We start from the raw sequence: 1,440 nt of genomic DNA on the forward strand, positions 1-1,440 counted from the left end.
TCGCGAGCAAGCTCGCTCCCACAGGAGTTCATGGTTGCTTCAATGACCGCCGGCAGCAGGCCCCGCCTTCGCCGCAAACGGCGGTTTCGCCAGCCACACCAGCAGGATCAACCCCATGAACGCCCAGCCCAGCAACGTGAAGTAATCCACGGTGGAGAGCATGTACGCCTGGCTGGTGAGGATCTGGTCGAGCTGGGCGTAGACCGGCGTGCTCGCGCCACCGAGTTGGTTGATCGTCTCGCGGGTGGCCGGCTCGAAGGTGCTGATGCTTTCGCTCAAGTACGCATGGTGCTGGTCGGCGCGGCGGATCCAGATCCAGGTGGTCAGCGACGCGGCGAAGCTGCCGCCCAGGGTTCGCAGGAACGTCGCCAGCCCCGCGCCGTCGGCGATCTGGTGCGGCGGCAAGTCCGACATCAGGATACTCAGGGTCGGCATGAAGAACAGCGCCACGCCGATGCCCATGAACAACTGCACCAGGGCGATGTGCTGGAAATCCACTTCATTGGTGAACCCGGCGCGCATGAAGCAGCTCAGGCCGATCGCCAGGAACGCCAGCCCGGCCAACAGGCGCAGGTCGAACTTGTGGGCGTACTTGCCGACGAAGGGCGACATCAACACCGGCAGGATGCCGATGGGCGCCACCGCCAGGCCGGCCCAGGTGGCCGTGTAGCCCATCTGGGTCTGCAACCATTGCGGCAGGATCAGGTTGATCCCGAAGAACCCGGCGTAACCGCCCACCAGCACAATGGTGCCGATGCGAAAGTTGCGATAGGCAAACAGCCGCAGGTTGACCACCGGATGTCCGTCGGTCATTTCCCAGATCACGAATACCGCCAAGGCAACGACTGAAATCAGCGCGCCAATGATGATGAAATTCGATTCGAACCAGTCCAGGTCATTGCCCTTGTCGAGGATCACTTGCAACGCACCGACCCCGATGATCAGCGTGATCAAGCCGACATAGTCCATCGGCTGGCGACTGGTGACCACTGGCCGCGCCTTGAGCTGCTGGCGCACGACCATCACCGCGAAAATGCCGATGGGCACGTTGATGAAGAAAATCCACGGCCAGCTATAGCTGTCGGTGATCCAGCCGCCGAGGATCGGCCCGGCAATCGGCGCCACCACCGTCACCATCGCCAGCAACGCCAGGGCCATGCCGCGCCTGGCCGGCGGGTACACGGCTATCAGCAGGGTCTGGGTCATCGGGTACAACGGCCCGGCCACCAGCCCCTGGAGCACGCGGAAGCCGATCAGCTCCGGCATCGATGTCGAAATCCCGCACAGGAACGACGCCAGGACGAACAGCATCGTCGCCCACAGAAACAGCTTCACCTCGCCAAACCGACGGCTCAGCCATCCGGTCAGCGGCAGCGCGATGGCGTTGCTCACCGCGAACGAGGTGATCACCCAAGTACCCTGCTCCGAGCTGACGCCCAG

Annotated in this window: 1 protein-coding gene; it reads right to left on the reverse strand. The window is 63.5% G+C overall.

Annotated elements, in window-relative coordinates:
• Window positions 1–39: 39 nt before the first annotated feature.
• Window positions 40–1,440 (reverse strand): DHA2 family efflux MFS transporter permease subunit (locus OC610_RS27365; RefSeq protein WP_264432561.1); only part of this gene is annotated, 1,401 nt, incomplete at its 5' end.

The sequence above is a fragment of the Pseudomonas agronomica genome (genome assembly GCF_025917275.1).
In the GTDB taxonomy this organism is placed as follows: Bacteria; Pseudomonadota; Gammaproteobacteria; order Pseudomonadales; family Pseudomonadaceae; genus Aquipseudomonas; species Aquipseudomonas agronomica.